This is a genomic window from Pseudaquabacterium pictum, assembly GCF_005403045.1.
Lineage (GTDB): Bacteria > Pseudomonadota > Gammaproteobacteria > Burkholderiales > Burkholderiaceae_C > Pseudaquabacterium > Pseudaquabacterium pictum.
The window spans coordinates 60,454-85,269 of record NZ_BJCL01000020.1 but is presented as its reverse complement, the minus strand read 5'-3'; the positions used below and the strand labels follow the sequence as shown (position 1 = coordinate 85,269).

The window sequence follows — 24,816 nt, the reverse complement described above, 5'->3', positions numbered from 1 at the left end:
CCCGCAGCGGCCTCGGTCAGCGCGTCGCGCTGACGGCCGGGCGCGGCGCCCGCCGCCGCAGCAGCCCGGCCGCGGCCAGCAGTCCCAGCACCCAGCCGGCCCCCATGGCGCCGCCACCGCCGCCGGATGACGCGCCGTCGGTGTTGGTGTTGGGTGGCGTCACCACCACCGGCGCAGCGGCCACGGTGATGGTCTGGCTGGCCGTGCCGGTGGCACCGGTGCTGTCGGTCACCGTGAGCTGCACCACCACCGTGCCGGCACCGCTGGTGGCCAGCGTGGCCGTGCTGCCATCGGTGGCACCGACAAAGCTGGCCAGGCCAGCCCCGCTGGTGAGCGTCCACTGGAAGCCGGTGAGCGTGCGGCCAGTGGTGGCGCCGGACCCCGCGCTGCCCAGCGTGACCGCGGTGCCGGCCGTGGGCGACGTGGCCGATGCCGTGATCGCGGCCGTGGGCACCGCCATGGCTGCCTGCACCGCCGCGACGGCGGCGCCCGCATCCAGCATGCCGGTGCCGCAGGTGCTGACGGTGCAGTAGCACTCGATCTGCTCGGTGGCGGACGGTGCCTGGCAGATGCCGGTGCCAGGCTCCTGCGCGCCGGTGCTGGGGAAAGGCCGTGCCGTGCTGCGCAGCAAGGCCTTGATCTGGCTGCTGGTGAGTGCCGGGTTGACCGCCAGCATCAGCCCCACCGTGCCCGCCACCAGCGGCGATGCGAAGCTGGTGCCCAGCGACGGCCTGTCGCTGGAGCTGTAGGTGTTGTTGCCCGGCGTGGTGGTGCCGTCGTTGTCGGTGGTCAGCAGCGGGTAGAGGCAGGCACCGGAGAGGTTGACGCAGTTGCCGGCCGGCGCCGCGACGCTGACCTCGGTCCCCAGGTTGCTGTAGCCCACCTTGGTGCCGGCATGGCGGATGCCGGCCACGGCGATCACGCCGTCGCAGTTGGCCGGCTCGTTGACAGCCAGGCCGTTGCCGTTGCCCGCAGCCGCCACCACGCTGACGCCGGCGGCGCCCAGCTCGGCCACCAGCGTGCGGTAGGCCACGCTGCAGCTGCCCTCCGAGCCCAGGCTCAGGTTGATGACCCGGGCCGGGAACGGGTTGCAAGCGGCCGTCGCGGTGGAGGCGCTGGTGCAGCTGGCGCCATTGGACAGCCCGCCCGACCAGCGCATCGCGGCCTGGATGTCGTCGTCGAAGCCGCCATCCTTGCCCAGCGCCCGCACCGGCAGCACCATGGTGTTGCGGCCAGTGCCGGCGATGCCGATGCCGTTGTCGCTGGCCGCGCCCACCAGGCCGGCCACCTGGGTGCCGTGCCAGCTGCTGATGCCGGCGCTGCCGAAGTCACCCGGGTCGCTGGGGTCGGCATCACGGCCGCCGCCATCGGCCGCGGTGGTGGTGCGGCTGACGAAGTCGTAGCCCGGGCGCAGCTTGCCGGCCAGGTCGGGGTGGTCCAGCCGCACGCCGGTGTCGATCACCGCCACGGTGATGGCCGACGAGCCCTCGGTGATCGCCCAGGCACCCAGCGCATTGATGGCGGCGACGAAGGTGCTGTCAGGCGCGCGCAGGTACCACTGGCCCACGGTGGGCGTGATGGTGGGCTGGTTGGCGCCGAAGTACGGGTCGTTGGGCAGCGCGGCGGTGATGGTCTTGCGGCGCACCGGCACGGCCCATTCCACGTCGGCCCGGGCAGCCAGCTTGGCTGCCAGCGCGGCTGAGCCGATGCCCCGCGCCCGCAGGCTCTGGGTGCGGCGGCCGAGCACATGGCGGTCTTCCATCGCCAGACCGAGCTGGCGGCCCAGGCGCTGGGCCTGGCGCGGCGTGCCGTCGCCTTCAGCCGCCAGCGCGCTGCCGGCCTTGTACCGGACGATGACCCGGGCCAGGCCGTCGTCGTCCACGTCGCTCGCCACCGCCGGCCGGTTGCCCAGCCGCTGGATGGTCTTTTCGGCAGCCGGTGCCGCGCCCGCGGCCAGCAGCAGCCCCAGCGCAGGCAGCACCGCCGCCACCATCCGCCGCCACATCCGCATCCCCTGACCTGCCATCGCTGCCTCCCTGCCCGCCCGCACACGCGCCGGGGCCTCGCCCCAAAACGCAACTGGCCGGGATGCTAGCCCGGCCAGGTGAACCTGGATGTCTGGAATTGCGCGGTGTTGTGAACCGCGCCATTCCGAAGCGCCTGGGGTCAGGCGATCACGCGCACCATCTCCAGCACCTTGTTGGAGTAGCCCCACTCGTTGTCGTACCAGCTCACCACCTTGACGAAGGTCTTGTCCAGCGCAATGCCGGCGTCGGCATCGAAGACGCTGGTGCAGGGCTCGCCGCGGAAATCGGTGGCCACCACCTTGTCCTCGGTGTAGCCCAGCACGCCCTTGAGCGCGCCTTCGCTCTGGGCCTTCATCTCGGCGCAGATTTCGGCGTAGGTGGCCTCGCTGTTCAGCTCCACCGTCAGGTCGACCACGCTCACATCGCTGGTGGGCACGCGGAAGGCCATGCCGGTGAGCTTCTTGTTCAGCTCGGGGATCACCACGCCCACCGCCTTGGCGGCACCGGTGCTGCTGGGGATGATGTTCTCCAGGATGCCGCGGCCACCGCGCCAGTCCTTGTTGCTCGGGCCGTCCACCGTCTTCTGGGTGGCGGTGGCGGCGTGCACCGTGGTCATCAGGCCGCGCTTGATGCCCCACTTGTCGTTCAGCACCTTGGCCACCGGGGCCAGGCAGTTGGTGGTGCAGCTGGCGTTGCTGACGATGGTCTGGCCGGCGTAGGTCTGGTGGTTGACGCCGTAGACGAACATCGGCGTGTCGTCCTTGCTGGGGGCCGACTGGATGACCTTCTTGGCGCCGGCGGCCAGGTGGGGCTCGCAGGTGTCCTTGGTCAGGAACAGGCCGGTGGCTTCCACCACCACGTCGGCACCCACCTCGCCCCACTTCAGCTCGGCCGGGTTCTTCACCGCCGTCAGGCGGATGCGCTTGCCGTTGACGACCAGCGTGTTGCCGTCGACGCTGACCTCGCCCTTGAAGCGGCCATGCACGCTGTCGTACTTCAGCATGTAGGCCAGGTAGTCGGGCTCGAGCAGGTCGTTGATGCCGACGACTTCGATGTCAGAGAAGTTCTGCACGGCGGCACGGAACACCATGCGCCCGATGCGGCCGAAGCCGTTGATGCCGATCTTGATGGTCATGGAATCACTCCTGGGGGTTGAGATCGAGTTTGAAGCAGGGAACAGTGAACGTGAGATCGTCGCCGTAGATCAAGTCCAGCGTCGGCTCGGGCAGGTCGAGCTGCATCTGGCGCAGCCAGTCGGCAAATGCCGCATGCGCGGCGCTGTTGCCGACGGGGTCTCGCACCGCGTTGGGCAGGTTGGGTTGACGGTAGTTGACGGACACGTCGAACGGGCAACCCATGCGGGTGAAATCGAACTGCAGGCGCTGCTGGCGGATGCCGCGCACCATGGGCAGCAACTGGCGAAAGGTCAGGCCCGACGTGAAGCCGTACACCTTCGCGCCTCGGAAGACATAGCTGGTGGTGATCGTCAGCGGCCCGCCCTGCAGGCAGGGCAGACGGTATCCCGCCGCCCAGGTGCGCAGCGGCTCGACGAAGTGGCGCGTGGGATGGGACTGCGACCCACTGCCGTCGCCACCCACGCGGGGCAGCACCCGCACCGCAGGCGGCTGGTCCGGCGCGTCGAAGCGCATCTGCACCAGCACCCGGCCTTCGGCGCCCGCCATCTGCGCCGGCCACGGGTACTCGGGGAACGCGCTGCCATCGGTGCGGGTGAGGCAGGCCTTCTGACGCTGGCGTTCGGCCTCGGCCGGGTCCACCGGCACCGCAGACGCCACAGGCGTGCCATCGCCAGCGCGGAACACGAAGTCGAACTCCAGTTCGGCCGCGTCCTGCCGGCCATCATGGCAAGGCACGCGCAGCGTTGCCACATGCGCGCGCACCGCGTCGACGAAGCTGTCGTCCCCCTGGTGCGACAGCACTTTCACGCCGGGGGGCCGGTCGGGCCCGGCGAACCGCAGGCGCACCTTCACCCGGCCGCTGAGCCCCTGCTTGAAGGCCTCGAACGGGTACGTCGGTTCGCCACGTTGTGCCGTCGGTGGCGACAGGCACTGCAGGGCGGCGCTGGGCTCCAGCACCGCCTGCTGCGCCATGGCGCCGCCGGCTGCCAGCAGCAGCCCGGCCAGCACCAGCGCGCGGCGCATGGCAGCAGCCTTACTTGCCCAGCACGGCGCGCACCGTGTCGGCCAGCGCCTCGGCGGTCAGGCCGAAGTGCTTGAACAGCACCGGCGCCGGGGCGCTCTCGCCGTAGGTGTCGATGCCCAGCACCGCAGCGCAGCCGTACTTCCACCAGCCGTCGGTCACGCCGGCCTCGATGGCCACGCGCGGCAGCTTGGCCGGCAGCACGCTGGTCTTGTAGGCCGTGCTCTGGCGGTCGAACACGTTGGTGCTGGGCATGCTGACCACCCGCACGGCGATCTTCAGCTTGGCCAGCGCGGCCTGCGCATGCAGGGCCAGCTGCACCTCGCTGCCGGTGGCGATGATCACCGCCTGGGCCGCCTTCTTCAGGCCCACCTCGCTGGGCTCGGCCAGCACATAGGCGCCCTTGGCGATGTCGTCGAGACCCGCCTTGGGCGCATACGGCAGGTTCTGCCGGCTCAGCAGCAGCGCGCTGGGGCGGCTGCGGCTCTGGATGGCGCAGGCCCAGGCCACGCTGGTCTCGGCGGTGTCGGCCGGGCGCCAGACATCCAGGCCGGGAATCAGCCGCAGGCTGGCCGCATGCTCCACGCTCTGGTGGGTGGGGCCGTCCTCGCCCAGGCCGATGCTGTCGTGCGTGAACACATGGATCACCCGCGTCTTCATCAGCGCGGCCATGCGGATGGCGTTGCGGCTGTAGTCGCTGAAGGTGAGGAAGGTGCCGCCGTAGGGGATGAAGCCGCCGTGCAGGGCCACGCCGTTCATGATGGCGGCCATGCCGAACTCGCGCACGCCGTAGTTGATGTGGCGGCCGCCGTTGCCGTGGCCGGCTTCGTCGAAGCGCAGGTTGGGCGTGTGGCTGGTGTTGGTCAGGTTGCTGCCGGTCAAGTCGGCCGATCCGCCCAGCAGCTCGGGCAGGGCGGCGGTGAAGGCTTCCAGCGCGATCTGGCTGGCCTTGCGGCTGGCCACCGTCTGCGCCGCGGTGTGGGCGGCCACGGCGGCATCCACCGCGGCCTGGGCAAAGCCGGCCGGCAGGTCGCCGCTCATGCGGCGGGCCAGCTCGGCGGCCAGCGCCGGGTGCTTGGCCTTGTACTTGGCGAAGGTCTTGACCCAGCGCGCCTCGGCCGCATCGCCGATGCGCTTGGCATCCCAGGCGGCATAGGCCGCCTCAGGGATCACGAAGGGCTCGTGCGGCCAGCCGATGGCCGCGCGGGTCAGCGCGATCTCGTCGGCGCCCAGCGCCTCGCCGTGGGCCTTGGCGGTGCCGGCGCGGTTGGGCGAGCCCTGGCCGATGTTGGTCTTGCAGATCACCAGCGTGGGCTTGTCGCCGCTGGCCTTGGCCTGGGAAATGGCGGCGTCCACCGCCTCCACGTCATGGCCGTCCACCGGGCCGACCACATGCCACTGGTAGGCGCGGAAGCGCGCCGCCACGTCATCGACGAACCAGGGCTTGACCTGGCCGTCGATGCTGATGCCGTTGTCGTCATAGAGGGCGACCAGCTTGTTCAGCTTCCAGGCGCCGGCCAGGGCGCAGGCCTCGTGGCTGATGCCCTCCATCAGGCAGCCGTCACCCAGGAAGGCCCAGGTGCGGTGGTCGACCACGGTGTGGCCCGGGCGGTTGAATTCCTGCGCCAGCAGCTTCTCGGCCAGTGCCATGCCCACCGCGTTGGTGATGCCCTGGCCCAGCGGACCGGTGGTGGTTTCCACGCCGGGGGTGATGCCCACCTCGGGGTGGCCCGGGGTCTTGCTGTGCAGCTGGCGGAAGTTGCGCAACTCGCTCATCGGCAGCGCATAGCCGCTCAGGTGCAGCAGCGCGTAGATCAGCATCGAGCCGTGGCCGTTGCTCAGCACGAAGCGGTCGCGGTCGGCCCACTGCGGATTGGCCGGGTTGTGCTTGAGGTGGCGGCCCCACAGCGCCACCGCGATCTCGGCCATGCCCATGGGCGCGCCCGGGTGGCCGCTGTTGGCCTGCTGCACCGCGTCCATCGCCAGCGCACGCACGGCATTGGCCATCAGGGCGGATTGGCGGGCGGCTTTCAGCGCGGCCGGGCTGGGCTTGGGTTGTTGTGCGGTGGAGTCCATGCGCGGCGCCGCTGCGGGCGTGGTGGGTGGGTCGGGGAAACGCGGATTTTAGCGGGCGGCCACCACGCGGCCGTCACCCGGCCGGTGCCCGCCGGCCGGGCGCCACCGGTTGATCTTGCGCAAGGCGGGCAGCGGCCGTGCGGTCCAAGCTGCCGGCATCCTGCCCACCCCGCTGCCGCCATGCGCCACCTTGCCCTCGACGTGATCCGTGACGAACACCAGGCCCTGGCGGCCATGCTGCGGTCGATGCACCTGCTGGTGGCCCAGGCCCAGCGCAGCGGCCAGGCGCCCGACTTCGCGGTGCTGCGGGCCATGCTGTTCTACGTGGACGAGTTCCCGGAACGGCTGCACCACCCGAAGGAGACCCAGCTGCTCTTTCCGGCGCTGCGCGCGCGCTGCCCGGAACTGTGGGGCACGCTGGACCGGCTGGAGGCCGACCATGCCCGCGGCGAGGCGGCGGTGCGCGAACTGGCCCATGCGCTGCTGGCCTACGAGGTGCTGGGCCCGCCGCGCCGCCAGGACTTTGTCGACGCGCTGGACCGCTACATCGACGGCTACCTGTGCCACATGGCCGCCGAAGAGCAGGAGGTGCTGCCCGCCGCCCAGCGCCACCTCAGTGCCGCCGATTGGGCCACGCTGGACACCGCCTTCGCCGCCAACCGCGACCCGCTGACCGGCCATGCGGCCGACCCGGTGTTCCAGCCGCTGTTCCAGAAGATCGTGCGGGAGGCGCCGGCGCCGATCGGCCTGGCCTGAGCACCGGCCTGCGGCGGCCTACACTGCCGCCGCCATGCCCGACACCGCCGCCAACCTGCCCGCCCTGATCCTGGCCGCCGGCCGCGGCGCGCGCATGCGCCCGCTGACCGATGCCTGCCCGAAGCCGCTGCTGCCGGTGGCCGGGCGGCCGATGATCGAATGGCACCTGCTGGCCCTGGCCGCCGCCGGCGTGCGCGAGGTGGTCATCAACACCGCCTGGCTGGAAGACCAGTTCCCGGTCGCGCTGGGCGATGGCCGCCGCTTCGGCCTGGCCATCCACTACTCGCACGAGGGCCGCGACCACGGCGGCGCGCTGGAGACGGCCGGTGGCATCGCCAAGGCCCTGCCGCAGCTGGGCCGCAGCTTCTGGCTGGTGTCGGGCGACATCGTGGCGCCGGGTTTCGGCTTCGATGCCGCCACCGCGCAGCACTTTGCCGCGGGCGACGACGATGCCCACCTGTGGCTGGTGCCCAACCCCGACTTCCATGCGGCCGGCGACTTTGCGCTGCAGGGCGACCGGGTGCAGCGCCCGCCCGCCCGCCAGCCGCGGCCGCTGACCTACGCCAACATCGCCCTGGTGCGCAGCCGCCTGGTGGACGGCATCGCCGCCGGCCAGCATGCGCCGCTGGGCCCTTGCCTGTTCGCCAGTGCCGATGCCGGCCGGCTGGCCGGCACGCTGCTGCCCGGGGCCTGGCACAACGTGGGCACACCGGCACAGCTGGACGCGGTCAACGCGGCGCTGACCGCGGCCGACTTCCACCCACGCTGACCCGCCCGCGGACGATGCGCTATCGTCGCGCCCACTGCCGCTGCAACACCCTCTGCCCGTGACCGGACGCCGTCTTCATCGCCTTGTCTGGACGCCCCTGCTGCTGCTGGGCGCCGTCGGTGGCGCGGTGGCGGCCCCGGCCGAGGCGCGTTTCAGCTTCCAGGGCCTGACGCCGGCCATCGCCGGACTGGACCGCGCCAAGGCCGAGGCCGCGCTGGGCCAGCCGCTGCAGCTGGAGCCGCTGCCAGCCGGCCGTGCGGCATCCACGCCGGCCGCTGCCGCCTCCGGCGCGGCGGGCTGCCAGCACCGCCAGGCGCCCCAGCAACCCGGTGTGCGCTACACGCTGGCGGGTGACGTGATCACCCGCGCGGAAACCCGCGACGCCCGCTACGCCACCATCAGCGGCGTGCGGGTGGGCGACAGCCTGGCCCAGGCCCAGAAGGCCTACGGCAAGCGGCTGAGCACCGGCGCGCATCCCTATTTCGCCCAGGGCAAGGTGCTCACCGTCTACTCGCCCGACCGCAGGTTCGCCCTGGTGATGGAGACCAACGACCAGGGCCGCATCATCACGCTGCGCGGCGGCCGCCTGCCGGAGGTGGGCTGGCTGGAGGGCTGCTCATGAGAAAACGCCGGGCCGCCCCAAGTTTTCTCGCCCCACGAGGGGGCCCTGGCGCGCAGCGCCAGGTCTGGGGGCAGGCATGACGCTGCCGGCTGCGGCCACCTGGCGCCTGGCGGTGATCGGCGCCGGCCCGGCCGGGCTGGCGCTGGCGCTGCAGGCAGCGCACAAGCTGCCGGCGGCCGAGATCACGCTGTTCGACGCCCGGCCGGCCGACAAGGATGTGTCGGGCGACCCGCGCACCCTGGCGCTGGCCCTGGGCAGCGTGCAGCAGCTGCGCGCCCTGGGCGCCTGGCCGGCAGAGGCCGCGCGGCCGATCACCGAGGTGATGGTGTCGCAGGCGCCGCCCACGCTGGACCTGCCCGGCGCCCAGGCCGCCGTGCGGCTGCGCGCCGCCGACGAGGGCGTGGAGATGCTGGGCGCGGTGCTGAGCTACGGCGCCCTGGTCAGCTGCCTGCAGCAGGCCTGGCAGGCCGCCGAACGCGGCGCGCCACAGCGCCTGCACAGCCGCTTCGGCCAGCCGGTGGTGGACGTGCGCAACCACGGCGCCGGTGTGGAGGTGGATGCCGGCATCGCCGAGACCTTCGACCTGGCGGTGGTGGCCGAGGGCGGCGTGTTCGCCGACCAGGCCAGGAAGGCGATCACCCACGACTACGGCCAGACGGCCTGGGTCGGCACCGCCACGCTGGCCGGCGCCACGCCCGGCCTGGCGGTGGAACGCTTCACCCGCCAGGGCCCGCTGGCCCTGCTGCCGCTGGCACCGGGCGCCGATGGCCAGGCCCGCGCCGCAATGGTGTGGTGCGTGAACAGTGCCGACGACCCGGTGGCCGCACTCACCGAGGCCCAGCGCATCGCCGTGCTCAACACCCTGCTGCCCGCCGATGCGGGCACGGTGGTGGGGCTGTCGCCGCTGAAGCAGTTTCCGCTGGGGCTGAACGCCGAACGCACGCTGACCGACGGCGCCATCGTGCGCATCGGCAATGCCGCGCAGACCCTGCACCCGGTGGCCGGCCAGGGCCTGAACCTGGGCCTGCGCGATGCCGCGGCGCTGGTGCAGGCGCTGCGCCATGCCAGCCCGGGCGAGCTGCCGGTGCTGCTGCGGCGGCTGGAATGGCAGCGCGGGCCCGACCGCTGGAGCATGATCGCCGCCACCGACTTCCTCGCCCGCAGTTTCACCTGGCGCTGGCCCGGCCTGCCGGCTGCGCGCGGCCTGGGCCTGGCCCTGCTGCAGGCGCTGCCGCCGGTGAAATCGGCGCTGGCGCGGCAGATGATGTTCGGGCGTCGCTGAACCTCAGGCGCCGCAGGCCGCGGTGGTGCTGCTGCCGAAGCTGGCCGTGCCCGCCAGCGTGCCGGCCTCGCCGGCGCTGCCGGCCAGCACCTTGTTGTTGAACACCGCGGTGCGGGCGGTGGTGTCGATGGTGATGCCGGTGATGGTGGCGCCGCTGTCGTTGCTGAACACGGCCCAACCACCGCTTTCGACCACGCTGACATGCAGCGGCAGCTTGTTGTCCTGCCGGTAGTAGACCTGCACCGCGTACTTCCTGCCGTTGGCGCCGTTGGCGTTCTCCCAGAAGATCTCGCAGTAGGGCACGCTGCTGAAGCTGTCGGCCGCGCGGCCGTTGGTGCCCTTGGCGGTGGCGGTGGACAGGTCGATGGTGGTGTCGCTGGACGGGCTGGTGGCCGACAGCGTCAGCGTGCCGCCACTGGCGGCGGCGGCGGCGGTGTCATCGTCGCCACCGCCGCAGGCGGCCAGGGTGGCGGCCAGGGCCAGGGTGGCCAGCAGCGGGGCGGTGCGGGGGAACGGGCGTGCGGTCATGGTGTCTCCGGATCGGTGGATGGACGGGTGGGGATGCCTGTTCACGCCGCAAACCGGCGGCAAACGGCTCACCGGCCACCGTGCAGATGCCACGCTGCGGGCCGGCAATTCCTGCGATCGGCCTCAAGTTCCGGCGGCGGCGGACGATGAACCGTGACGCATTCCTGCGCCGACGCACCGCCCGCCATGCCTGTCACCCGCCCGCACCTGATCGCCCTGAGCCTGTCCGCCACCGCTGCCCTGGTGGCCTGCGGCGGCGGCGACGCCGCGACCACCACTGCCGAGCCGCTGGACGTGGTGGAGGCCCAGCCGGCCTTCCACAGCGTGGGCGAGATCGCCGAACCGGCGCCACTGCAGGAAGCCCCGCAGCAGCACACCGTGCAGCTGCACGGCGACACCCGGCTGAACCTGGGTGACGGCAGCACCACCGCCGCCGTGGGCGACGTCCCCGAACAGACCATCCAGGCCCGCCGGCCCACGGCGGCGGTGAGCCACACGCCCGCGTCGATCCGCAGCCTCTACGGCATGCCGGCGCTGCCGACCAGCTGGGCCAACCTGACGGCCCAGCAACGGGCCGACCTCGGCGCCGGCCAGACGATCTACATCCTGGGCGCCTTCGCTGGCGCCAACCTGCTGCAGGACCTCAACACCTTCAGCAGCCGCTTCGGCCTGCCCGCCTGCCAGCAGGTGGTGGTGCCGGTGCAGAACCCGGTGCGCAGCTTGCCGGCGCCGCCCGCCAGCGCCTGCACCGTGGCGGTGGTCAACAGCGACCGCGGCAGCCTGCGCGCGGCCGCGCCGGCCTACAACGCCGGTTGGGCCTCGGAATACGCGCTGGATCTGCAGTGGGCCCATGCCACCGCACCACTCGCACGCAAGGTGGTGGTGCAAGGCGCCTCGGCCCTGACCAGCAGCCTGTCCGAGACCATCACCCTGGCCAACCGCCTGGGGCCGGGCGTGGTCAGCATGAGCTTCGGCGCGGCCGAGGCCAACTATGTCGAGCCCTACGAGGCGCTGTTCACCGCCACCGGCATGAGCTATGTGGCCGCGGCCGGCGACTCGGGGGCCCAGGCGAACTGGCCGGCCGTGGGCGCCGGTGTGCTGGCGGTGGGCGGCACCACCGCCTGGATGACCGGCACGGTGCGCAACGAAGTGGCCTGGTCGCGCAGCGGCGGCGGCTTCAGCAGCTGGCTGGCGCGCCCGGCCTACCAGTCGGCGCTGGCCATCGGCGGCGCCGGCCGCACCCGCAGCGGCAAGCCGGCGCGCGGCGTGACCGACGTCAGCTTCAATGCCGACCCGTACACCGGCCACATGACGGTGGTGACCGCCCCGGGCAGCAAGACCAAGTGGTTCAGCATGGGCGGGACCAGCGCCGGTGCGCCGCAGTGGGCCGGCATCCTGGCCGTGGCCAATGCCCGGCGTGCGCTGGCGGGCGCTGCGCCGCTGGGCCGCATCCACACCAGCCTGTACGGCCCGCTGGCCGCGGCGGCGCGGTTCAACGATGTGGTCGAGGGCAGCAACGGCAGCCAGGTCTGGGCCCGCGCGGGCAGCCGCTACGACATCCCCACCGGCTGGGGCACGCCCAACGTGGCGGCCTTCCTGGCGGCCGCCGCCGCGCTGCGCTGACGCGCAGGCGTCAGCCAGCCGTCATGGGCAGCGTGCTACATTCGCGGCCGATGACTGCCAATCGCTTCTTTTTTGCGTACTTTTGGTTCTCGCCCCCACCCGGCGGCTGGAGAAGCAAGCGCGCGTGAAACGCAAGCGAAGCAAGCACCAGACAAACCGCCGGCAACCCCGGCGGTTTTTTTTCGTCCCCACCGTCCCGACCGACACCGCAGCCCAGGAGCAGACCATGGCCCCCCAACACCCCAGCAGCCGCAGCAGCAACACCGAGCCGGGCTTTGGCTATGCGCTGAGCGAGAAGACCAGCCAGACCGACGACCAGCGCATCGAGGAGGTGACGCCGCTGCCGCCGCCCGAGCACCTGATCCGCTTCTTCCCGATCGCCGGCACGCCGGTGGAGCAGCTGATCGGCGACACCCGTGCCCGCGTGCGCCGCATCCTCGACGGAACGGACGACCGGCTGCTGGTGGTGATCGGCCCCTGCTCGATCCACGACCCGGCCGCCGCCATCGACTACGCCCGCCGGCTGAAGGCCGAGCGCGCCAAGTACGCCGACACGCTGGAGATCGTGATGCGGGTGTACTTCGAAAAGCCGCGCACCACCGTGGGCTGGAAGGGCCTGATCAACGACCCCTACCTGGACGAGAGCTACCGCATCCACGAGGGCCTGCGCATCGCCCGCCAGCTGCTGGTGGACATCAACCGCCTGGGCGTGCCGGCGGGCAGCGAGTTCCTCGACGTGATCAGCCCGCAGTACATCGGCGACCTGATCAGCTGGGGCGCGATCGGCGCGCGCACCACCGAAAGCCAGGTGCACCGCGAGCTGGCCAGTGGCCTGAGCGCGCCGATCGGCTTCAAGAACGGCACCGACGGCAACCTGAAGATCGCCACCGATGCGATCCAGGCCGCCAGCCGGCCGCACCACTTCATGTCGGTGCACAAGAACGGCCAGGTGGCCATCGTGCAGACCAAGGGCAACAAGGATTGCCATGTGATCCTGCGCGGCGGCAAGGCACCCAACTACGACAAGGCCAGCGTGGACGCCGCCTGCAACGAGCTGCGCGCCGCCAAGCTGCCCTGCCAGCTGATGATCGACTGCAGCCATGCCAACAGCAGCAAGCAGCACCATCGGCAGATCGACGTGGCGCGCGACATCGCCGCGCAGATGGCCGTGGGCAACCGCTGCATCTTCGGCGTGATGGTGGAAAGCCACCTGAACGCCGGCGCGCAGAAGTTCAGCGCCGGCACCGACGATCCGGCCAACCTGGCCTACGGCCAGAGCATCACCGATGCCTGCATCGGCTGGGACGACTCGGTGGGCGTGCTGCAGACGCTGAGCGACGCGGTGCGCGCCCGCCGCGCCACGCCCGCGGCCTGACGCGGTGTGAAGCGGCAAGCGTGACAGGTTGGGCAGTCCACCCCAGAAACCGGTGTCAGCACCGGACCGGGTTGGGCCGTTAACCTGGGGGCCACCTCCGAGAACCCATGAACACTGTCCACGCGGGACCGCACCACCCCTTGCACCTGGTCGAGATCATCGACTTCAAGTGGCTGATGGCCGGCGACGGCCACCGGGTGCATGTGGAACGGCTGCAGACCGACCCCGCCTACGCCGGCGCCTGCCTGGCGCTGGGCGCGGCCTCCCACCGGCCGGCGCTGCGTGATGCGGCGCAGCGCCTGTCTGCCACGCTGAACCTGCCGCTGCCCGACCCACGCGCTGCGGCCTGAGGTCCGGTCAGCCCCGCGCTACAGCGCCGGCCACACCACCGTGCGCGGCAGGTGGCCCGCGGTCTGCAGTGCGCGCAGCCGCTCCAGCCCCCGCTGCTGCAGCGCCGCCCCGGCGGCGGCATCGCCGCGGCGCAGGCTGTCGCCCAGTGTCCAGGCCGCCAGGCCGGCCTCGCGCGCCAGCAGGGCGTTGAACGGCTCCTGGTCCGCGGCCGCCTCCAGCAGTGCCAGTCCGGCGCGGGCATCGGCCAGCAGACGCGCGCGCTGGTCGGCCGCCACGCCGCCGGCACCCAGCAGCACCTGCGCCCGCACCAGCGCGTACTTGGCGGCCTCGGCATCGGCGGGCGGCTGGGCCAGGGCATCGGCGCGGCGCGCGTCCAGTTCCCGCTGCAGCGCCAGCGCCTCGGCCGGGCGGCCGGCCAGCAGGTGCTGGCGGGCCAGGTCGCGGTCGCTCTCGTTGAGCCGGCCGACCAGCGCCTTGACCTGCGGATGGCGCGCGCGCAGATCGCGCAGCAGCTGGTTCTCGCGCTGGTACCAGGCCAGCGCCTCGGCGTGCCGGCCCAGGGTGAACAGCTGCTCGGCCAACGGGCCGTAGCCGTTGGCCAGGTTGCGCTGCGCCCGCTCGTTGGACGGATCGGCCTGCGCCACCTGCTCGCGGCGGGCGATGGATTGCTGCCACAGTGCCACGCCGGCGGCGGTGTCGCCGGTCTCCAGCAGCGCATCGGCCAGCCGGCCCTCGGCCAGGTACAGCCAGCGCTGCCAGCGCGGGTTGTCGGGCTGCTGGGCCAGCAGCTGCGTCGCCAGCGCATGGCTCTGGCGCTGGGTGGCCAGGCTGGCCGGGTAGTCGCCGGCCACGCGCTGGAAATCGCTGCGCTGGTTGAGCAGGCCGCCACCATGCTCCAGCACCTCGGGCGCGGCCGAGTGGCGGGCCAGCAAGGTGGTGTAGTCGGCCACCAGCTGCTCGATCTGCGCCCGCGCCTCCGCATAACGGCCCAGGCTCCTGTTGAAGGGCCAGTAGTCGACCGAGGCGCGGTAGCGTGCCGCCTCGATGCGGCGCAGCTGCAGCTTCAGGTCGTCGGGCCTGGCGCGGGCCAGGGTGGTGGCATGGCGCAGGGCCTCGCCGTAGTGGCGGGCGGCGGCGGGCAGATCACCGGCAGCGCGAGTCTGGTCGCCCAGGCGCTCCTGGATGGTGAACAGGCCCTGCACGTTCTTCAGGTCATCGGGCGCCAGCTTGGCCAGGGACTCACGCAGCGCCAGGGCCTTGTCGAAGCTGCGGCGGGCATCCTCCGGCCGGCCCAGGTTGGCCTGCATGGTGTTGCCCTGGATGTCGCCCACCCGCTCGTAGGCCTCGGCCACGTCGCGCAGCAGGTCGGCATCGGTCAGGCGTTCGGCCGACAGCCTGTCCAGGTACTGCAGCGTGGTGGCCACCAGTTTTTCGCGGCCGGCGGTGGGGCCGTCGCGCAGCGCGGTGTCCACCTCGAACAGCATGGTGCGGGCGAAGCGGCGAACCTCGTCGAAGCGGCGCTCGGCCAGATCCCGCTGCTGCTGCGCCACCACCGCCTGCCAGGTGGCCAGCGCGCCGCCGCCCACCACCGCCACCAGGGCCAGCGTGGCCAGGCCCACGCCCAGCCGGTTGCGGCCGACGAACTTGCGCGCCCGGTAGGCCCAGCCCGCTGCCCGCGCACTGACCGGGAAGCCGTCCAGGTAGGCCCGCAGGTCGGCGGCGAAGGCATCGACGCTGGCGTAGCGGCCGGCGGGCGACTTGTCCAGCGCCTTCAGCAGCACGTTGTCGAGGTCGCCTTCCAGCGTGCGGCGGGTGGCCAGCCACTGCGGATCGACCGCCAGGCCGGGGCCGGTGGATTCCCCGGTCAGCGCGCTGGGGCGCAGCGGTGTCTCCTCCAGCACGCAGCGGGCCGCCTCGGCAGCGCTGCTGGCGCTGCGGCCGGTGGGCCGCTGGCCGGTCAGCATCAGGTACAGCAGCACGCCCAGGCTGTAGATGTCGGTGGCGGTGCCCACCGGCTCGCCGCGCACCTGCTCGGGGCTGGCGTAGTGCGGGGTGAACGGCCGCTCGCCGGCCACGGTGGCATGGCCGTCGCTGCCTTCCAGCGGGTCCAGCGCCTTGGCGATGCCGAAGTCCAGCAGCTTGACCTGGCCGTCACCGGTCACCAGCACGTTGCTGGGCTTCAGATCCCGGTGCACCAGCAGCGCCCGGTGGGCATGGGCCACCGCATCGGCCAGCTGCAGAAAGAGCGCCAGCCGCTGCGCCACCGGCAGGCCGGCGCAGGCCGCGTCGATCGGCCGGCCGGTCACCGCCTCCATCACGATGTAGGGCAGGCCGTCGGCGGTGCGGCCGGCATCCAGCAGGTGGGCAATGTGCGGATGGTTCAGCCGCGCCAGCGCGCGCTGCTCCAGCGCGAAGCGCTCCAGCACCCGCTGGGAATCCATGCCGGCACGCAGCACCTTGATGGCGGCACGGCCGTCGAAGGCGCCGTCGTCGCGCTGCGCGCTCCACACCTCGCCCATGCCGCCGCGGCCCAGCAGACCGTCGATGCGCCAGGCGCCCAGGCGCTGGCCGTTGCGGTCGGCATCGGCCGGGGCCTGGGTGGCGGCAGCCGGCGTGGCCAGGAAGCCCCCACCACCGGTGGCGGTGCGCGCCGCATCGGCATGGACCAGCAGCGAGCGCACCTCCTGCTGCAGCGCGGCGCTGGCGCCGCTGGCCGCCAGCGCGGCCTCGCGCTCCGCGGGCGGCAGCGCGGCCAGCTGGTCGAACAGGGCGCGCACCTGGGCCCAGTCGGGCAGGTCGGCAGAGGAAGGCGACGGCATGGCCCGCATTCTCGGTACCCCGTGGTGCGGTGCCGGCCCCCCTGGTTGCGGTGATGGCCTGACCGGGCCAGCCGGCCCGTGAAGGCCCGCACGATCGGCGCCAGGTGGCGGCGGCACAATCGTGTGGAGGAGTCGATGGGAACGCCAGTGTCAGCGCCAGCCGAAGAAGCATTCGATCCGGGCCAGGTCACGCAGTGGCTCAGCGCGCTGGACGGCCTGCAGCCGCAGGCGGCCAACCGCCTGTTCGAGCTGCTCTACGACGACCTGCGTCGGCTGGCCCGCGGCCACATGCGGCGCGAGGACAGCGGCCACACGCTCAGCGCCACCGCGCTGGCCCACGAGGCCTGGTTCCGCATGGCCGAGCAGACCCGCACCCACTGGAAGAACCGCAGCCACTTCCTGGCGGTGGCCTCGACGATGATGCGGCGCATCCTGGTCAACCACGCGCTGGCCCACCGGGCCGCCAAGCGTGATGCCGAGCTGGTGCCGATCACGCTGTCGGGCCTGGAGGAGCTGGGCGCCGCGACCGACCGCGACCTGGTGGCGGTGCACGAGGCGCTGCTGGCCTTCGAGACGGTGGATGCGCGCGCGGCAAAGGTGGTGGAGCTGCGCTTCTTCGGCGGGCTGGAGAACACCGAGATCGCCGACGCGCTGGGCCTGTCGCTGGCCACCGTCAAGCGCGACTGGACGGCCGCCCGGGCCTGGCTGCACCGGGCGCTGGCCGCAGGCTGAGCCTCAGCCGTCGATCACCCGGGCCAGCTGGTCCACCAGGGCCACCAGCTGCTGGTTGAGCTGGCGCGCCTGGGACGCCAGCGCCGCCAGGTCGGCCCGCTGGCGCAACGCCAGCTCGAACGGCGCCAGCGCCGGCAGCAGCCGGGTGACGCCCAGCGTGCCGGCCGCACCACGCAGGCTGTGGCAGGCCGCCTGCCAGGCGGGCAGCGGATCGGGCTGCACCGGCTCGGCCAGCGCCGCCATGCCTTGGCGGTGGCTGGCCACGAAGCGCGCCAGCACCCGCGCCAGCAGGTCGGTCTTGCCGCCGAGATGTCGCAACGCGGTGTCCAGCTCGAAGCCGTCCACCGCCGCCAGCCGCTCGGTCAGTGGCCGGGCCGCCACCGGCGCCGGCGCCGGCCGGGCGTCGGGCGCCGGCAGCCAGCGCAGCAGCGCGGCGTAGAGCTTGTCGGGATCGACCGGCTTGGCGACATGGTCGTTCATGCCGGCGGCCAGGCAGGCGTTGCGGTCTTCATGGAAAGCGTTGGCGGTCATCGCCAGGATGGGCACCTGCGGCCCGCTGCGGCCGCCGCCGGCCGCACGGATGCGGCGGGTGGCTTCCAGGCCGTCGGTGCCGGGCATCTGCACATCCATCAGCACCAGGGCGTAGGGCGTGCTGGTGGCCATGGCGACAGCCAGTTCGCCGTTGTCGGCGCTGTCGCAATGCAGGCCGGCAGCCTCCAGCAGTGCCAGCCCCACCTCGCGGTTGACCGGGTTGTCTTCCGCCAGCAGCACGCGCTGGCCGGCATGGCGGGCACGCAGCTGCGCATCGACACCGGCCTCTGCACCGGCAGCGGCGCCGGCTGTCTCCGCTGCGGTCGGCGCCACGCGGGTGAACCAGCCGGAGAACCAGAAGCGGCTGCCCACCCCGGGCGTGCTGTCCACGCCCACGCTGCCGCCCATGGTCTCGGCGATGTGGCGGGTCAGCGCCAGCCCCAGGCCGGTGCCGCCATGGCGGCGGGTGGCGCTGTTGTCGGCCTGCGCAAAGGCCTCGAACAGCTGGCCCTGCTGCGACGGCTCGATGCCCGGGCCGGTGTCCTGCACCTCGAAGCGCAGCAGCACCCGCTCGGCATCCTCGCCGACCACCTGCGCCGTCAGCCGCACCCAGCCCTGGCTGGTGAAGCGCACCGCATTGCCCAGCAGGTTGATCAGCGACTGCGACAGCCGCACCGCATCGCCGCGCAGCCAGCGCGGCATGCCGGCGTGCTGCAGTTGCAGGTCCAGGCCCTTTTCGCGGGCCTCGGTGCCCACCAGCTCCAGCGCGCGTTCGAGCACCAGGTCCAGGTCGAAGTCGGCCGACTGCAGCACCATCTTGCCGGCGCTGATCTTCGACAGGTCGAGGATGTCGTTGATCACCTGCAGCAGGTGGCGCGCCGCATGGTCCACCTTGCCCAGGCGGTCACGCTGCAGGCTGTCGCTGGCGTCGCGCACCATCAGGTGGGTGAGGCCGAGGATGGCATTCATCGGCGTGCGGATCTCGTGGCTCATGTTGGCCAGGAAGGCGCTCTTGGCCTGGGTGGCGTCGTCGGCGCGGGCGACGCGGCGGGCCAGCTCGTCGTTCAGCGCGCCCATCTGCAGCTCGGCCTGCTTGAGCTCGGTGACGTCGGAGACCACCATGTTGAAGCCGCGCACCGCGCCATCCGCGGTGTCGGGGATGTAGGCGGCCAAGGTGTGGCGCAGCACGCCGTCGGCCCGCATCAGCGGCGACTGGAAGTGCTGCGCCTGGCCGGCGAGCACGCCGTCGATCTGCGTCCGCTGCTGCGCGAACAGCGCCGGGCCCAGCAGGGTCTGCAGCGGCAAGCCGACCATGTCCTCGGGCGCACGGCCGAACCAGGCCAGGTGGCCGGCATTGGCGAAGCGGCAGCGCAGGTCGGCACCCCAGTAGCCGACGATGCCGGGCACCGAATCGGCCACGGTGCGCAGCAGGTTCTGCTGCTCGGCCAGGCTGGCGTTGGACGCCTCGAGCTGGCGGGTGCGCTCGGCCACCATGGCCTCCAGCCGGTCGCGGTGGCGGGCCAGTTCGTCGAGCAGGCGCTGGCGCTGGGTGGTGTCGGTGAACGAGGTGACCACCGCCAGCAGCGCGCCGCCCTCGGGCTGGCGCACCGGCTGGGCGCTGACCTCGAACCAGCGCCGCTCGCCGTCGGGCGCCACGCTGAGCACCTGCACATGCTGCTGCGCCGGGCCGCCGGCCAGCACCCGGCCGGTGGGCGTGTCGGCCGCCGGCATCGGCCGGCCATCGGGCCACAGCGTGGCGCCACCGGGCGCGGTGGGGCTGAAGCCGTGCCAGTCATGCCCCGGCCCGCCGGCCAGGCGCTCGGCCGCAGCATTGCACAGCAGCAGCTTGCCCAGCGGGTCATGCACCAGGATGCCTTCGCTGAGCACGGCCACGACGGCGCCGTAGTGGGCCTCGCGCTCGGCCAGGGCACGCTCCTGGCGCATCTGCTGGGTGATGTCGTTGAACACCGCCACCAGGCGATCGCCGGCCATGCGGGTGACGGTGAGCGCCAGGGTCAGGGGCTGGGCACGGCTGCGCGGCGGCGGCGTGATCTCCAGGTGCTGGCCATCCACCACCGCGCCGCCAGCGTGGCCGGCGACATCGGCGCGCAGTGTCGGCAGCGCGTTCTGCAGCGCGGTGTAGAGGTTGTCCAGCCGGCCATCGGGTGCCAGCGGCAGCAGGAAACGCGCCGCGGCCGCGTTGATGGTCTCGATGCTGCCGTCCAGCGTGGCATGCACCAGGCCCACCGGCGCCGCATACAGGAAGCGCAGCAGGTGGCCGTGCTCGGCGGCGAGCTCACTCATCACGGCGCCGGCAGGGTCACTGGCTGCGTTGCACCAGCACGAAGCGCAGCGGCCGGCCGGGGGCCGACAGCAGACGCAGCACCACCGGCGTGGGCCGCATGCGCAAGGTGAACACATAGGGCAGCTGGTCGTCCAGCACCGTGCCGTCGGCCTGCGCGTCGTCGAAGCGCTGGGCCACCAGGTAGTTGTTCATGCACTGGGCCACCTCGTTGAACAGCGGCCGGCCCAGCACCTGGTCCAGCGGCAGGCCGGAGCCCAGGGATTCGGTGCGGTTGTAGCGCTGCACCACGGCCTCGGTGTCCGGCCCGAAGCCGATGACGCCGAAGCCGAGGTCATCCAGGCTGGCCGGGTCGGCTGCGCACAGCCAGTCCAGCAGGTCGGCCTGGTCGAATTGCGGGGGAGTGGGCTGCGTCATGATTGCGGGCGCCGGTGGCGCTCCTCCTCTGAAAATTATCTTCGACCGCGCGCTGTCGCAGCGCGGCGCGGCATCAGGGTTTGGCCTGTCCCGCCGGCGCCACCGACGCCGCGCTGGCGTTGTCGGCACGGGCCGAGGCCGACGGCGGCAGCGGGTCCAGCAGGCCACGCTCGAGCCGGTCGACCTTGGGCGCATCCCAGTGGCCGGTGATGCGGAATTCCCGCGCGCTGGCCTGGCGCAGCGGCTCGCGCAGCAGCCACTGGCCGACGAAGGCACCCAGGCCCACCGCCGGGTTCACCGCCGCATAGGCCAGGCTGGCGCTGCCGGCGTTCAGCTCGGGCACCACCACCACATGCAGGTCCTGCGTCTCGCGGCCGATGTCGGCGGTGCCGGCCATCGCCACCAGGGCCTGCAGGCCGCGCAGGCGCAGGTTCTCGGTGCTGGCCACGCCACGGGTGATCAGCAGGCTGGCGGTGGCGGTGTCGAAGGCGAAGCCCTGCTGGAAGACGTCGCGGAAGTCCAGCAGCAGGCGCCGCGGCAGGGCTTGCAGGCTCATCACGCCGAGCAGGCGCGCCGCGCCCGGGTCCATCTGCAGGAACTGGCCGCCCTGCATGTCCAGCGCCAGCCGGCCGCCCAGCGACGGCAGGTCGAAGGCCAGCGGCGAGCCGTCCCAGCCCAGCGTGCCGGCCAGCTTGCCGCTGGCGCCGCGCAGCACCTTGCCGAAGCCCAGGCGCTCGAGCAGGGCGCCGCCATTGGCGACATCCAGCTCGAAGGCCAGCACCATGCGCCGGCGGGCCTGGCCGGGCACAGCCTCCCAGCGGCCGTCGGCGATCAGGGTGGCGTCGTCGTTCTTCAGCCGCAGGCGGGTGACCTGCCACTCGGTGCGACCGGCGGCGTCGCCAGTGGCCGGGCGGTTGGCCGCCTGCAGGACCAGGCTGCCGAGCTTGCGGCCGCGCAGCTCGAAGTCGGCCACCTCCAGGTCGACCGCCGGCAGCACCTGGCCGGCACGGTCGACGATCTGCGCCACCGGGTCGCTGCCCGCCGGGCCAGCCACCTCGTCGGGCAGGCTCAACCGCGCCAGCTGGGCGCGCAGCCGGCCGGGCGCGCTGGCCTGGCGGGCCTCGCGGTAATCCAGCGTGCCGGCAGCCTGGTCGCTCTTGAACTGGGCGCGCCAGGTGTCGCCGGCCTCGGCCGCCGTGGCGGGCTGGCGCTGCAGATCGAGCACCACGCCGCTCAGGCGCCGGCCGGCCAGCAGCAGTTCGGGCGTGGTCAGCTGCAGGGTCTGCGGCAGCCAGGCGCTGTCGTCGGCCGCTGCAGCGGCTGCGGCGGGAACGCCGGCAAGCGCACCGCGCCAGGCATCGGCATCCAGCCGGGCCAGCGCCAGCACCGCGCGGCCGCCGGCCACCGGCTCGGGCAACGGCGCCTCCCAGGACCAGGCGCTGCGCAGCGGCCGCAGGCCGGTGGCGGTGGACTCGACCAGCGCCTGGGCGCGCAGCGGGCCCAGCTCCAGGCGCAGCCAGTCGCGCGGCGGTGCGGTGGTGGAGGCGCGGCTGTCCGACGCGCTGCTGGCGCGGACATCCGGCGCGCTGCTGACGCGCAGGGCCAGCGCCTGCTCGGCCGGCTTGCCCAGCGGCGCCGGCAGGTCGATGGCCATGCCCTGCAGGTTGCTGGCCAGCGCCCAGTCGGTCTGGCCGTTGAGCAGGCTGCTCTGCAGCCGGTAGCTGGCCTGGCCCTGCAGCCGCTGGGCCAGGCGCGGCACGGCCGGGCCCAGCTCGGTGGCGCGGCGCAGCGCCTCGGCGCTGGCCAGGCCGCTGACTGTCAGCTTCAGGCTGCCGTCGGGCTGGCTGCCGCCGTCCAGCACCGCCTCGCCGCCCAGCAGCTGGGCGCGCAGGCCGGCGATCACCACGCCCTTGTGGGTGGCCTCGATGCGGCCGCGGGCATGGCCCAGCAGTGGCAGGTCGGGCCGCAGGCGCACATCATTGCCGGGCAGCTGCAGCACGGCACGCAGCTGGGCCTCGGCGCTGCGGCCCAGTGGCACCGTCAGGCCCAGCTTCAGGTCGGCGTTGCCGCTGGCGGTGGTGGCGTCCAGCAGGCGGCCGGTGGCATCGCTCACCGGCGTGCCGCGCACCGCACGCAGCAGATCGGCCAGCGGGCCGCGCACCTGGCCGTCGACTTCCAGCACCGTGGGCTCGGCCGACAGCGCGCGGATGCCGCCCGAGACCTCGTCCAGCGCCAGGCCCCACAGCGTGCCGCGGGTCTTGGAGAACCGCATGCTGTCGCGCTCGAACACCAGTTCGCCCGAGATGTTGGCGAAGGTGGGCCAGGGCGAGTCCCACGCCGGCTCGCCGCTGCCCGGCGGCACCGAGGGCACCGGCGCCAGCGTCACGTCCTTCAGCTGGCCAGTGATGCGGAAGTCGCCATCCCGTTTGTTGACGAATGGGAAATCCCACAGGTCGCCCTGCACCCGGAAGCTGACGTCGTGCAGGCTGCCGCCACGCACCGCCCGCTGCGTCCACAGCCTGCTCTCCATGCCGATGCCCAGCGGCAGGTAGCGCGCCACCTGGGTGGCGCGGCCTTCGGCCAGGCGGCCCTCGAGCTGCAGCACGCCAGGCAGCCGGCCGCCCTTGCCGAAGCCGGTGCCGGCGCCGGTCTGCCAGGTGGCCTCGAGGCTGCCGCGGGCATCGGCGTTGTCGAAGCTGGCGTTGCGCACCTTCAGCTGCACCGTCGGCAGGCCATCGCCCTGGGCGGCGGGGGTCAGCGCCCATTCCAGCCGGGCGCCGAAACGGGTCAGCGGCACCACCGCCTCGTCGAACACGCCGGGCAGGGTGAGCTGGCCATCGTTGAGCTTCAGATCGGCCTGGCCGCCGGCCTGGTTGGCGGTGATCTGCAGGTCGGCACCGCGCCAGCCGGGCCGGCCGATGCCGCCGGGCTCGGGCGACGCGGCCGCGGCGATCGCCAGGCCCTGCACACCGGCCTTGGCGCTCCAGCTGCGCGGCTGGTCCAGCGGGCCATCCCAGCGCGCATCGAGCGCGGTGACGGTGCCCTCAGGCTCCAGCTGGCGCAGCAATTCACGCAGGCCGCTGCCGATGGGCAGGCGCTCGGCCAGCTGGGCCAGCAGCGGCAGGTCCAGCCGGTCGGCGGTGAGCTGGCCGCCGTCCAGCGGCGGCAGCCACTGCTGGCTGGCGGGCTGGCTGGCCGGCTCGGCCGCAGCCGCCGCAGCCAGGCCGGCGGCGGCCGACGACCGCCACTGCAGCGCCAGCTGGCTGGGCGCCCAGGTGGCGCCGTCGGGCAGGGTGAAGCCCAGGCCCTGGAGCGCGAGCTTGGCGCCGTTGCCCTGGCGCTCGGCCACCAGGCGGCCGCTGAGGCCGGCCACGGCCACCGGCTCCAGGTCGCGGCCCAGCTGCACCGAGACACCTCTCAGCACCGCATCCAGCGTCAGCGCCTGCGGCTGGCCCTGGTCCCAGTCGACCCAGGCGCGCAGCGCGGCCCGGCCCTGTTGCAGGTCGACCGGCAGCGTCACATGGTGGCGCAGCTGGGCGACATCGGCGCGCGGCAAGCTGGCATGCAGCGTGCCCTTCCAGCGGCGCCAGTCGCCGGGCCGCGACAGCAGCGCCCCGCGCGCCTGGCCGACGATGGTGAAGCGGTCGCCCCAGTCGGCCGGCGGCGTGGCCTCCAGCCGCAGCTCATGGCGGCGGCCGCGGTTGCGCAGCAGCAGCTGCACGTCGGCCAGGGCCAGCGGCGGCGCGGCGCGCTGCTCGTCCAGCCAGCGCAGCGTGCCGCCGCGCACCAGGATCTCGTGCTGGCTGAACAGCCAGTCGGCACTGCCATCGCCCGCCAGCGTGGGCGAGGCGCTGCCCAGCGGCAACCCGCCGACGTACAGGCGGCCGGCGGCGTCGCGCCGCACATCCAGCCGGGCGTCTTCGATCAGCAGCTGGGCAAAGCGCAGCTGCAGCGCCAGCAGCGAGGGCACCGACAGCGCCGCCTGCACCCGCGGCAGGCGCAAGGCCTCGTGGCCGGCGGGGTCGCGCAGCACCACGTCCTGCAGCAGGAAGCTGGGCAGCCAGCCGCCGCCCTGGGTGGCCAGGCGGCCGATCTGCACCGGATGCCCCAGTGCCTGCGTGGCCAGTACTTCCACGCGTGGGCGCCATTCGTCCAGACGCGGCAGAATCAGCCAATGCAGGGTGGACCAGGCCAGCAAGGCCAGCAGCCAGACTGCCAACAACAACCCGAGCGCGATGCGCCAGCCCCAGCGCCAGACGGCCCACAGCCTGCCTGGCCACGCAGGGCGCCCCCACCGGCTGGCCGGTTGGCGCACCGCAGCTGACAACGACGAGTGAGGCATGGATGAGGAGCGAGAACCGGTGCGCAGTGCGTGAGATCGGCCTGCGTCTGGACGACCCGGCTGTGCCGGCCCGCTCGGCACGGCGCAGCCAGGCGCCGGGCTGCGAG

At 73.0% G+C, this 24,816-nt stretch carries 17 protein-coding genes; 8 read left to right on the top strand and 9 right to left on the bottom strand.

Going from position 1 to position 24,816, the window contains the following annotated elements:
- Window positions 1-16: 16 nt before the first annotated feature.
- From FFT10_RS24620 to tkt, 4 genes are all read right to left on the bottom strand, one after another.
- Window positions 17-2,005 carry a S8 family serine peptidase gene (locus tag FFT10_RS24620; protein WP_162520912.1) on the bottom strand — a complete coding sequence of 663 codons (1,989 nt, stop codon included), beginning with the start codon at window positions 2,003-2,005 and terminating at the stop codon, window positions 17-19.
- Between the two features lie 161 nt (window positions 2,006-2,166).
- Window positions 2,167-3,162: a type I glyceraldehyde-3-phosphate dehydrogenase gene (gene gap / locus FFT10_RS24615; RefSeq protein WP_137735532.1), complete on the bottom strand. Its 996-nt coding sequence runs from the start codon at window positions 3,160-3,162 to the stop codon at window positions 2,167-2,169.
- A 4-nt stretch (window positions 3,163-3,166) separates the two neighbouring features.
- Window positions 3,167-4,186, bottom strand: a complete 1,020-nt coding sequence (locus tag FFT10_RS24610) for an energy transducer TonB (protein ID WP_137735531.1) — start codon at window positions 4,184-4,186, stop codon at window positions 3,167-3,169.
- A 10-nt stretch (window positions 4,187-4,196) separates the two neighbouring features.
- A complete protein-coding gene (gene tkt / locus FFT10_RS24605; protein ID WP_137735530.1) occupies window positions 4,197-6,260 on the bottom strand; it encodes a transketolase in 2,064 nt (687 codons plus the stop codon).
- Between the two features lie 180 nt (window positions 6,261-6,440).
- Here tkt and FFT10_RS24600 point away from each other — a divergent pair, with 180 nt between their 5' ends.
- The 4 genes from FFT10_RS24600 to FFT10_RS24585 all read left to right on the top strand — a co-directional run bounded on the left by FFT10_RS24600 (window position 6,441) and on the right by FFT10_RS24585 (window position 9,689).
- Complete coding sequence (locus FFT10_RS24600) at window positions 6,441-7,016, top strand: hemerythrin domain-containing protein (RefSeq protein ID WP_137735529.1); 576 nt, start codon at window positions 6,441-6,443, stop codon at window positions 7,014-7,016.
- A 34-nt stretch (window positions 7,017-7,050) separates the two neighbouring features.
- Window positions 7,051-7,785, top strand: a complete 735-nt coding sequence (locus FFT10_RS24595; RefSeq protein ID WP_137735528.1) for a nucleotidyltransferase family protein — start codon at window positions 7,051-7,053, stop codon at window positions 7,783-7,785.
- A 58-nt stretch (window positions 7,786-7,843) separates the two neighbouring features.
- Window positions 7,844-8,407 carry a hypothetical protein gene (locus FFT10_RS24590; RefSeq protein ID WP_137735527.1) on the top strand — a complete coding sequence of 188 codons (564 nt, stop codon included), beginning with the start codon at window positions 7,844-7,846 and terminating at the stop codon, window positions 8,405-8,407.
- A gap of 76 nt (window positions 8,408-8,483) precedes the next feature.
- Complete coding sequence (locus tag FFT10_RS24585) at window positions 8,484-9,689, top strand: FAD-dependent monooxygenase (RefSeq protein WP_137735526.1); 1,206 nt, start codon at window positions 8,484-8,486, stop codon at window positions 9,687-9,689.
- Between the two features lie 3 nt (window positions 9,690-9,692).
- On the opposite strand, the gene FFT10_RS27860 is transcribed toward FFT10_RS24585, so the two are convergent.
- Window positions 9,693-10,217 carry a hypothetical protein gene (locus tag FFT10_RS27860; protein ID WP_162520907.1) on the bottom strand — a complete coding sequence of 175 codons (525 nt, stop codon included), beginning with the start codon at window positions 10,215-10,217 and terminating at the stop codon, window positions 9,693-9,695.
- A 186-nt stretch (window positions 10,218-10,403) separates the two neighbouring features.
- Between FFT10_RS27860 and FFT10_RS24580 the strand changes: the two genes are divergently transcribed.
- The 3 genes from FFT10_RS24580 to FFT10_RS24570 all read left to right on the top strand — a co-directional run bounded on the left by FFT10_RS24580 (window position 10,404) and on the right by FFT10_RS24570 (window position 13,565).
- Window positions 10,404-11,840, top strand: a complete 1,437-nt coding sequence (locus tag FFT10_RS24580) for a S53 family peptidase (RefSeq protein ID WP_137735525.1) — start codon at window positions 10,404-10,406, stop codon at window positions 11,838-11,840.
- A 226-nt stretch (window positions 11,841-12,066) separates the two neighbouring features.
- Window positions 12,067-13,215, top strand: a complete 1,149-nt coding sequence (locus FFT10_RS24575) for a 3-deoxy-7-phosphoheptulonate synthase (protein ID WP_137735524.1) — start codon at window positions 12,067-12,069, stop codon at window positions 13,213-13,215.
- Window positions 13,216-13,322: 107 nt separating this feature from the next.
- A complete protein-coding gene (locus tag FFT10_RS24570; RefSeq protein WP_137735523.1) occupies window positions 13,323-13,565 on the top strand; it encodes a hypothetical protein in 243 nt (80 codons plus the stop codon).
- An 18-nt stretch (window positions 13,566-13,583) separates the two neighbouring features.
- Here FFT10_RS24570 and FFT10_RS24565 read toward each other — a convergent pair whose 3' ends face one another.
- Window positions 13,584-16,385, bottom strand: coding sequence for a serine/threonine-protein kinase (locus FFT10_RS24565; RefSeq protein WP_162520911.1), 2,802 nt, complete (start codon window positions 16,383-16,385; stop codon window positions 13,584-13,586).
- Between the two features lie 135 nt (window positions 16,386-16,520).
- Between FFT10_RS24565 and FFT10_RS24560 the strand changes: the two genes are divergently transcribed.
- Window positions 16,521-17,117, top strand: coding sequence for an ECF-type sigma factor (locus FFT10_RS24560; protein WP_137735521.1), 597 nt, complete (start codon window positions 16,521-16,523; stop codon window positions 17,115-17,117).
- Between the two features lie 3 nt (window positions 17,118-17,120).
- Here the strand turns inward: FFT10_RS24560 and FFT10_RS24555 are convergent, their stop codons facing one another.
- From FFT10_RS24555 to FFT10_RS24545, 3 genes are all read right to left on the bottom strand, one after another.
- Window positions 17,121-19,952 carry a PAS domain-containing protein gene (locus tag FFT10_RS24555; RefSeq protein ID WP_162520910.1) on the bottom strand — a complete coding sequence of 944 codons (2,832 nt, stop codon included), beginning with the start codon at window positions 19,950-19,952 and terminating at the stop codon, window positions 17,121-17,123.
- A 16-nt stretch (window positions 19,953-19,968) separates the two neighbouring features.
- A complete protein-coding gene (locus FFT10_RS24550; RefSeq protein ID WP_137735519.1) occupies window positions 19,969-20,367 on the bottom strand; it encodes a phosphonate transporter in 399 nt (132 codons plus the stop codon).
- A 73-nt stretch (window positions 20,368-20,440) separates the two neighbouring features.
- Entirely contained in the window at window positions 20,441-24,709 is a 4,269-nt protein-coding gene (locus tag FFT10_RS24545) for a YhdP family protein (RefSeq protein WP_228027296.1), read from the bottom strand.
- Window positions 24,710-24,816 lie beyond the last annotated feature (107 nt).

Coding starts and splice junctions, on each gene's coding strand:
- FFT10_RS24620 (WP_162520912.1), bottom strand. CDS start 2,005: ATGTGGCGGCGGATGGTGGCGGCGGTGCTGCCTGCGCTGGGGCTGCTG.
- gap (WP_137735532.1), bottom strand. CDS start 3,162: ATGACCATCAAGATCGGCATCAACGGCTTCGGCCGCATCGGGCGCATG.
- FFT10_RS24610 (WP_137735531.1), bottom strand. CDS start 4,186: ATGCGCCGCGCGCTGGTGCTGGCCGGGCTGCTGCTGGCAGCCGGCGGC.
- tkt (WP_137735530.1), bottom strand. CDS start 6,260: ATGGACTCCACCGCACAACAACCCAAGCCCAGCCCGGCCGCGCTGAAA.
- FFT10_RS24600 (WP_137735529.1), top strand. CDS start 6,441: ATGCGCCACCTTGCCCTCGACGTGATCCGTGACGAACACCAGGCCCTG.
- FFT10_RS24595 (WP_137735528.1), top strand. CDS start 7,051: ATGCCCGACACCGCCGCCAACCTGCCCGCCCTGATCCTGGCCGCCGGC.
- FFT10_RS24585 (WP_137735526.1), top strand. CDS start 8,484: ATGACGCTGCCGGCTGCGGCCACCTGGCGCCTGGCGGTGATCGGCGCC.
- FFT10_RS27860 (WP_162520907.1), bottom strand. CDS start 10,217: ATGACCGCACGCCCGTTCCCCCGCACCGCCCCGCTGCTGGCCACCCTG.
- FFT10_RS24580 (WP_137735525.1), top strand. CDS start 10,404: ATGCCTGTCACCCGCCCGCACCTGATCGCCCTGAGCCTGTCCGCCACC.
- FFT10_RS24575 (WP_137735524.1), top strand. CDS start 12,067: ATGGCCCCCCAACACCCCAGCAGCCGCAGCAGCAACACCGAGCCGGGC.
- FFT10_RS24570 (WP_137735523.1), top strand. CDS start 13,323: ATGAACACTGTCCACGCGGGACCGCACCACCCCTTGCACCTGGTCGAG.
- FFT10_RS24565 (WP_162520911.1), bottom strand. CDS start 16,385: ATGCCGTCGCCTTCCTCTGCCGACCTGCCCGACTGGGCCCAGGTGCGC.
- FFT10_RS24560 (WP_137735521.1), top strand. CDS start 16,521: ATGGGAACGCCAGTGTCAGCGCCAGCCGAAGAAGCATTCGATCCGGGC.
- FFT10_RS24555 (WP_162520910.1), bottom strand. CDS start 19,952: ATGAGTGAGCTCGCCGCCGAGCACGGCCACCTGCTGCGCTTCCTGTAT.
- FFT10_RS24550 (WP_137735519.1), bottom strand. CDS start 20,367: ATGACGCAGCCCACTCCCCCGCAATTCGACCAGGCCGACCTGCTGGAC.
- FFT10_RS24545 (WP_228027296.1), bottom strand. CDS start 24,709: ATGCCTCACTCGTCGTTGTCAGCTGCGGTGCGCCAACCGGCCAGCCGG.